The organism is Streptomyces sp. NPDC029152, assembly GCF_055564355.1.
In genome coordinates, this window is the sequence record NZ_JBVHWR010000030.1 from 45,974 (window position 1) to 52,699 (window position 6,726).

Annotated in this window: 8 protein-coding genes and 1 pseudogene; 5 read left to right on the top strand and 4 right to left on the bottom strand. The window is 68.0% G+C overall.

Annotation, left to right across the window (positions count from 1 at the left end):
- The first annotated feature begins 2 nt into the window (after nucleotides 1-2).
- Together ACZ4V6_RS34220 and ACZ4V6_RS34225 are read left to right on the top strand one after the other, a co-directional pair.
- Nucleotides 3-1,253: an IS701 family transposase gene (locus ACZ4V6_RS34220; RefSeq protein WP_467834842.1), complete on the top strand. Its 1,251-nt coding sequence runs from the start codon at nucleotides 3-5 to the stop codon at nucleotides 1,251-1,253.
- Nucleotides 1,254-1,409: 156 nt separating this feature from the next.
- On the top strand, nucleotides 1,410-1,790 hold the full coding sequence (locus ACZ4V6_RS34225) for a hypothetical protein (RefSeq protein ID WP_467834843.1): 381 nt from the start codon (nucleotides 1,410-1,412) through the stop codon (nucleotides 1,788-1,790).
- Nucleotides 1,791-1,857: 67 nt separating this feature from the next.
- On the opposite strand, the gene ACZ4V6_RS34230 is transcribed toward ACZ4V6_RS34225, so the two are convergent.
- Together ACZ4V6_RS34230 and ACZ4V6_RS34235 are read right to left on the bottom strand one after the other, a co-directional pair.
- On the bottom strand, nucleotides 1,858-2,313 hold the full coding sequence (locus ACZ4V6_RS34230; RefSeq protein WP_467834844.1) for a helicase associated domain-containing protein: 456 nt from the start codon (nucleotides 2,311-2,313) through the stop codon (nucleotides 1,858-1,860).
- A gap of 320 nt (nucleotides 2,314-2,633) precedes the next feature.
- Nucleotides 2,634-3,637 (bottom strand): annotated as a pseudogene (locus tag ACZ4V6_RS34235) (IS5 family transposase).
- Nucleotides 3,638-3,811: 174 nt separating this feature from the next.
- Here ACZ4V6_RS34235 and ACZ4V6_RS34240 point away from each other — a divergent pair.
- A complete protein-coding gene (locus ACZ4V6_RS34240; protein ID WP_467834845.1) occupies nucleotides 3,812-4,147 on the top strand; it encodes a hypothetical protein in 336 nt (111 codons plus the stop codon).
- On the opposite strand, the gene ACZ4V6_RS34245 is transcribed toward ACZ4V6_RS34240, so the two are convergent.
- A protein-coding gene (locus ACZ4V6_RS34245) for an IS5 family transposase (protein ID WP_467834847.1) occupies nucleotides 4,123-5,036 on the bottom strand; the annotation gives its coding sequence in 2 pieces (ribosomal slippage) (nucleotides 4,123-4,688 and nucleotides 4,688-5,036; 915 coding nt in all). The genes ACZ4V6_RS34240 and ACZ4V6_RS34245 overlap by 25 nt on opposite strands.
- Between ACZ4V6_RS34245 and ACZ4V6_RS34250 the strand changes: the two genes are divergently transcribed.
- Complete coding sequence (locus ACZ4V6_RS34250; RefSeq protein ID WP_467834848.1) at nucleotides 4,941-5,342, top strand: helicase associated domain-containing protein; 402 nt, start codon at nucleotides 4,941-4,943, stop codon at nucleotides 5,340-5,342. The two genes, ACZ4V6_RS34245 and ACZ4V6_RS34250, sit on opposite strands and share 96 nt — an antisense overlap.
- Before the next feature lie 121 nt (nucleotides 5,343-5,463).
- Entirely contained in the window at nucleotides 5,464-5,682 is a 219-nt protein-coding gene (locus tag ACZ4V6_RS34255; RefSeq protein ID WP_467834850.1) for a hypothetical protein, read from the top strand.
- Between the two features lie 7 nt (nucleotides 5,683-5,689).
- Here ACZ4V6_RS34255 and ACZ4V6_RS34260 read toward each other — a convergent pair whose 3' ends face one another.
- A complete protein-coding gene (locus ACZ4V6_RS34260) occupies nucleotides 5,690-6,451 on the bottom strand; it encodes a transposase family protein (protein WP_467834852.1) in 762 nt (253 codons plus the stop codon).
- Nucleotides 6,452-6,726 lie beyond the last annotated feature (275 nt).

Consider the following 6,726-nt stretch of genomic DNA (forward strand, 5'->3'; position numbering starts at 1 on the left):
AGATGGCCGGGGTCCGGGAGGATCTGGAGGCGTTCGCGGCGGAGTTGTTCGACGGGTTCTTCCGTGCGGATCAGCGGCGGTGGGGGCAGGCGTATGTGCGCGGGCTGCTGTTGGACGGCAGACGTAAGTCGGTGGAGCCGATGGCGGCCCGCCTCGGCGAGGACGGCAACCGGCAGGCACTGGCCCACTTCATCACCTCCAGCCCATGGGATGCGGCGCATGTGCGGGCCCGGCTGGCCTGGAGGATGCACGAGGCGATCGGCCCGGAAGCGTTGATCGTGGACGACACCGGTTTCCTCAAGGACGGGGACGCCTCGGCGTGTGTGTCGCGGCAGTACACCGGCACCGCGGGCAAGGTCACCAACTGCCAGGTGGGGGTCTCGCTTCACCTGGCCACCGACCGTGCCTCGGCCGCGATCGACTGGCGGCTGTTCGTGCCGGCCTCCTGGGACCCGGCCTCCCCGGAGGCCGATCCGGCCAAGGTCGCCCGCCGCACCCGCTGCGGCATCCCCGAACAGGTGGGACATGTGGAGAAGTGGCAGCTGGCCCTGGACATGATCGACGAGACCCTCTCGTGGGGCGTCGATGTCCCGCTGGTCGTCGCGGACGCCGGATACGGTGATGCCGCCGCCTTCCGCCACGGGCTGGAGGAACGCGGCCTGCCCTACGCGGTGGGCATCTCCTCCCGTCACACCGCCCATCCGGCCGACGCCCGGCCCGTCCAGCCCGCCTACACGGGCACCGGGCGGCCGCCGAAAATGCAGTATCCCGATGCACCGCAGACCGTGAAAGACCTGGTCATCACAGCCGGCCGGACGGCGGCCAGGCCGGTTTCCTGGCGGGAGGGCTCCCGGCCGGGCAAAGGGATCAGCGGCTTGAAACGTATGTACTCCCGGTTCGTCGCCCTCAGAGTCCGCCCCGCCGGACGCGGCGTCCGCGCGACCAGCGACGGGCCCGAGCTGCCCGAACGCTGGCTGCTGGTCGAGTGGCCGGCCGACGAGAGCGAGCCGGTGCAGTTCTGGCTGTCCAGCCTGCCCTCCGGGATGCCGCTGGCCACGCTCGTGCGGCTGGCCAAGCTCCGCTGGCGCATCGAGCACGACTACCGGGAGATGAAACAGGCCCTGGGCCTGGCCCACTTCGAAGGACGCACCTGGGGTGGCTGGCACCATCACGTCACCCTCGTCTCCGCCGCCCACGCCTTCTGCACCCTGCAACGACTGGCCCGAGACCCAAAAGACGCGGCGCAGGCCTGAGTCTCTACCAGGCCGTCCGGGAACTGCAGACACTCCTCGCCACCTGGACCGGCGCCTGCCCCACCTGCCACCACGACATACCCAAACGGATACGAACCTGACCAAGCCCTACTAGTGCTGCGTCTACTAGTTCTAGAAGACCACTATGACCGCGGAATGGCTGGCTGGGACCTCTTCAATCCGGTGAAGCCTACCTACCGGGTTTCCTGCCGAATGCGTCTGACGGCCTACTACAGTTCCCCGCTGCCACCAGCCGAGACCATCACAAGGGTCTTCGCTGCCGGGGAGCGGCCCTTGTCCAGTATTCCGTTCACCCGCGCCAACGTCCGCGAGGACGGTGGCGGACTGAGCCATGCTGGGCACACTCTCACCTGGGATCGACCAGACTTGCCGATCACCGCGCCCGAACAGCCAGCTGCCGTCTACCGACTCATGAACGAGCCCCCAACGGCGAGCGTGAGCGATATCCGCCACCGATACAACACGGTGTTCGCGCTGTCCCTGGGCCCGGACCACTACTACCAGGTCCCACGATGAACAGCTCGGCTACGGCGCACCCGCTTGCAACCGGCCGTGAGGGCAGCGGCCGCGGTGACGATGGCCATCACGTCCAGCGCATGCCGATGGCGGACAGCTGCTCCATCCGCTCCGGGGACAGCGTCGCGGCGCGGCTGCGCTGGTTGCCGATCCACGCCCCGAGCCGGAGCTCCCGCTCCTCCTGGTCCTCGCCGACGACGATCCGTTCGACGTGCTTCCGAGGCACCCGCAGGTGCCCCTCACGCTCGAAGAACTGCCGGGCGGCCTCATAGTTCATTGCCCACTTGTCGGCCTGTGTACGGCGCGGGGGCGGCTTTTCGTCCTCGCTGGCGGGCACGATTCCGAGGACCTGCTCGCACATCCACTGCTGCACGGTCGTGAGCTGGTCCCACCCCAGCCGGACCGACTGCACCCACCGGCCGAGATCCTCGCCCTGGCGCAGGACCTCGCCCGCCCCGGTGGGCAGCGCCTCACCGGCGTCCACGTGCATCCGCACCAGGTGGAAGCACCGCTGCCACGTCACCGGCCAGCTCGGGCACCAGGACGCGTCGATCTCCTCCAGCTGCTCGCGCCGTTCGTCCGACAGGGCCCCGGCCGACGACTGAACCGGCAGGCCCTCGGCACGCCGCTGTGACGGAGCAGTGATCTTCAGGTGGTTGGGCTGCTCTGTTCTGGTGTCCCTTCCTTTTACTGGGAGTCGGGGCAGGAGGAGTGGTCGCGTCCGAGCGTGTTTGGCGTGGCGTGGTGGCGTGTTCGGTTTGATCGTTCGGGTGGTTGGCCTGGGGCCTTGTGATTACTTGAGAATGATCTTGGTTCGCCTCTAGGGCCTGTGTGATGTCGTGATCAATCGGCTGCTCGCAGGAGGTCCTCGAGCCAGATCATCGAGGCGCGGAGTTCGAGGCCGGCGAGGTAGCTCTCGGGTGTCTTGTCGTATCGGGTGGCGATGCCGCGCCAGTCCTTCAGCCGGTTGATCAGACACTCGACGGTGTTGCGTTCCTTGTAGAGACCGGTGTCGTGGCTGACCGGCCGCCCGCCTCGGCTGCCTCTCCTCTTGCGGTTGGCGGCCTGGTCCTTCTTCTCCGGGATGACCGCCTTGATATGGCGTTTTTGCAGGTAGGCGCGGTTGGCGCGGGACGAGTAGGCCTTGTCCGCGGCGACCGCCCCCGGCCGGGTCTGGGGCTGGCCGACCGGCAGGCGCACGCGGACCTTGTTCAGCACGGGGACGAACTGCGGGCTGTCCGCGGCCTGCCCGGCGGTCAGGACGAACGCCAGCGGTCGGCGCCTGCGGTCGGCGGCGAGGTGGATCTTGCTGGTCGGCCCGCCACGGGACCGGCCGAGCAGGGCCTCCTTCAGGCGGAACCGGTGCCGCCGACGGACGCGCCGGCGTTCTTCCCGCTCCGTCCCGTTTCCGCCACGCTGCCCGTTGTGTTCCGCCTTGCCACCCCCTTGTGCCGGGCCTGCTCCTGCTCGGCGGCGGCCTCCTCGAGAGCCTCCAGGACGTCCTGGCCGACGAGCATCCCGGCGGCATCGTGATGGGCGCGGACGGTGGTGGAGTCCACGCTGACCAGGGACAAGTCCGTCCTGCCCCGGCGAGCGGCCTCAGCAATCAGGCCCTCCAGCAGGGCGGTGAAGACACCGGCATTCCGCCAGACCCGAAAACGCCCGTAGACGGTCGGCCACGGCCCGAACTCGCCCGGCCTCTCACGCCACTGCGCGCTGGTCCTGAACCGCCAGATCACCCCCTCGAACTGATCCCGCAGCCGCTCGGGGTACGGGCCGTACTCGCCTATCGGCAGGAACGGCTCGATCAACCTCCACTGCTCGTCGGCGAGTTGCCTGCGCGTCACGATCGTCATTCCTACCGGATCCGCCCTCCAGACGGACCCGGATCGGCAAGATGATCACGACATCACACAGGCCTAGGAACTGTCTGACAAATGATCCACGGTCGCTGGCTGCCTCTGCTTCACTGACCACCAGCAATTTGGCTGCTCGGTGCAGCCACTCGAAGGGAATTCACCGTGGGTGTCGAGATAGAACTGCATGCCGACCGGCCTGTGCTGGACTGGGATCGGTCCAGGGGGACTTTGATCCGTGGGTCGTACGCGCATGGCGACGAGCTGACCGACGTCCTGCTCGGCATGGACGAGACCCATCAAGGCAACCTTGCGCGTGTGGATCCTTATGGGGACACGTTGTTCAACGAGCAACAGGCACAAGCTGCGCTGCGGGAGGTGCCAGCCTTGTTGAAGCAGTGTTCGGGACCGTCTCAGACGGCGGCCGTCCTTGACCTTGAAAGGCTGCTGCAATCCTGTTCGAAGACGTCAGGCAGCTACCTATGGTTTATCGGCGACTGATCATCCCGTGTTTCGCGGAGCCAGAGGATGAGTGCTGCGAGGTGGAGTCCGGCCCGGTAGCGGGTGGCGAGTTTGTCGAAGCGGGTGGCGATGGCGCGGAACTGCTTGAGTCGGTTGAAGCAGCGTTCGACGACGTTGCGGGCCTTGTAGAGGTCGCGGTCGAAGGCCGGCGGTCTGCCTCCGGCCTGTCCGCGCCGCACGCGGTTGGCCTTCTGGTCGTCCCTCTCCGGGATCACTGCCCGGATGCCCCGGCTTCGCAGCATCCGGCGGATCGCCCGTGACGAATACGCTTTGTCGGCGATGACTGCGTCGGGCCTGCGGCGCGGCCGGCCGACGCCTGCCCGGGGCACCCGCACGGCGTTCAGGACCTCGTCGAAGACGGTGGAGTCGTTGACGTTGCCCGGGGTGACGACGACGGCCAGGGGCAGGCCCCGGCCGTCGCAGGCCAGGTGGACCTTGGTGGTCAGCCCGCCGCGGGACCGGCCGAGCGCCTGGCCAGCCTGCGTGCGTGCCGGATCTTCCAGTTCGTCCCCCGCCGCCGCCCCTTTTTGCGGGCGCTAGCGGCGTGCTGGTGGGCGCGGTTGATCGTGGAGTCGACCGACACGGTCCACTCCACCGCCCCGACCGAGTCGTCGCGGACCTGGGCCTGCTCGAGCAGGCGGGCCCAGGTCCCGTCCGCCTCCCAGCGGGCGAACCGCTCGTAGACCGTCTGCCACGGCCCGTACCGTTCGGGCAGGTCACGCCACGGAGCGCCGGTCCGCAACCGCCACAACACCCCGTTGATCAACTGCCGGTGATCCCGCCACGGACGGCCCCGCCCGTCAACACCCGGCAGCAGGGGCGCTATCCGCTCCCACGCCGCATCTGTCAGCTCTCCACGACCCACCACAAGATCAATTATCAGACACGTCCTAGGCGCCTCGGCCTCGCCGCCGCCCAGGCCTACCGCGACGAACACGGCCACCTCGACGTCCCCGCCGACCACACCGGCTACCGGCTCGGCACCTTCATCACCACCATGCGCGACGCCCGCACCGCTGGCCGCCTCGAAGCCGACTGGACCGCCGAACTCGACGCCCTCGGCATGATCTGGGACAAACACGAAGCCGCCTGGCGCGCCCGCCTCACCGCCAATGCCGGTCCGGCTCAAGGTCTGGTCAGGCCACGCCCCGCGGTGTCCTGCCCTGCATACTGAGGTGGTTCTCGCTGCGGCAGGACATCAACCGTCAGGGGAGGGAGTGCAGATGGATGTGGGCTCGGTGTTCGGCAGCATAGGTCGAGCGGCGGCTGGGGTGGGCCGGCTGGTGTGGGCAGTGGTGACCGCACCGACCACGGGTACCGAGTATGACGCCCACTCCAAGATCGACAGTCTCGCGGAGAAGATCGAGAGCGAGGTGCCGGAAGAGCTGCGGGGCCGGGCGTGGGGTCTGGTTCTGGACGCGCTGTACGGGGTTCCCCAGGAGATCGAGCAGTTGGTGGAGGAACACCAGGGGGCCGATGACGAGGAGACCGAGGACCCGTCGGCCAAGTACTGAGCCGTTTTCAACCTCGTACTGAGGCATGGTGAAGGACGAGGATGGCCTTCACGATGTCGGTGATCCGGTTGGTGCTGCAGCGGAGTTTCCGCAGCAGGCGCCAGTCTTTCAAGGCGGCCATGGCCTGCTCGCCGACGCAGCGGATCTTGGCATGGGTGGTGTTGTGCCGTTGCTGCCACCGCTTGAGTCGACGGCCCCGGAACGGGACACGGACGGAGCGGCCGGCGCCCTGGTATGCCTTGTCCGCCCAGCACTTGAGTCCCGCCTCTGTGAGGGCGTGGATGATCCCGTGTGCGCGGGCCGCAGTCAGGTCGTGCGCAGCGCTGGGCAGTGCGGGTGAGGCCCATAGCAGTCGCCCGAACGGGTCCGTAAGAACCTGGACGTTCATCCCGTGCCGCTTGTGCTTCCCGGAGTAGTACGGGGTGTCCGCGGCGATCCGGTCAATCGGCAGCAGAGTGCCGTCCAGGATCACGAAGGCCTTCGTCCGTGCCGTCTTCATCGCCTCGGCCAGGCTCGGTGCGAGGACGGCGAGCACTTCAACGGCCTCGCGCACGTAGCGATAGACGGTCGCGACGCCGATGCCGAACCCGGCGGCAAGCTGTACGTAGGTGTCGCCGCAACGCAGGTGGGCCAGGGCCAGCAGGGCCTGCCGCCCGGCCGTCAGCCGCCGCCACCGAGTGCCGACCTCCCGTCGCCGGACGACGAGTTGCCCGGCGAGGTACCGCAGGGTGCGGCCGGACAGATCTATGGACGACGGGTAGACAAGCACGGAAGCTCCTGATGAAACGGGTGATCTTGGTCGAGAACCCGTCTACCAGGAGCTTCGTCGTTCCGTACAGCTTCCCGCCGCCCATACCCGGGCGCCACCATCAGGTTGAAAACGGCTCACTGGCCTCGATCCACCGCGTAGCGGACGGGCTGTGGACGGAGAGAACAGAAGAGGTGCCCACTGGCCTGGGATGATGGGAGTTCCTACGCTTCCACCGGTCCCGACCTGCAAGGCACCTCTCAAGTGAAATCGTCCCACAGCCCGGCGCGGGTGTT

Coding starts and splice junctions, on each gene's coding strand:
- ACZ4V6_RS34220 (WP_467834842.1), top strand. CDS start 3: ATGGCCGGGGTCCGGGAGGATCTGGAGGCGTTCGCGGCGGAGTTGTTC.
- ACZ4V6_RS34225 (WP_467834843.1), top strand. CDS start 1,410: ATGGCTGGCTGGGACCTCTTCAATCCGGTGAAGCCTACCTACCGGGTT.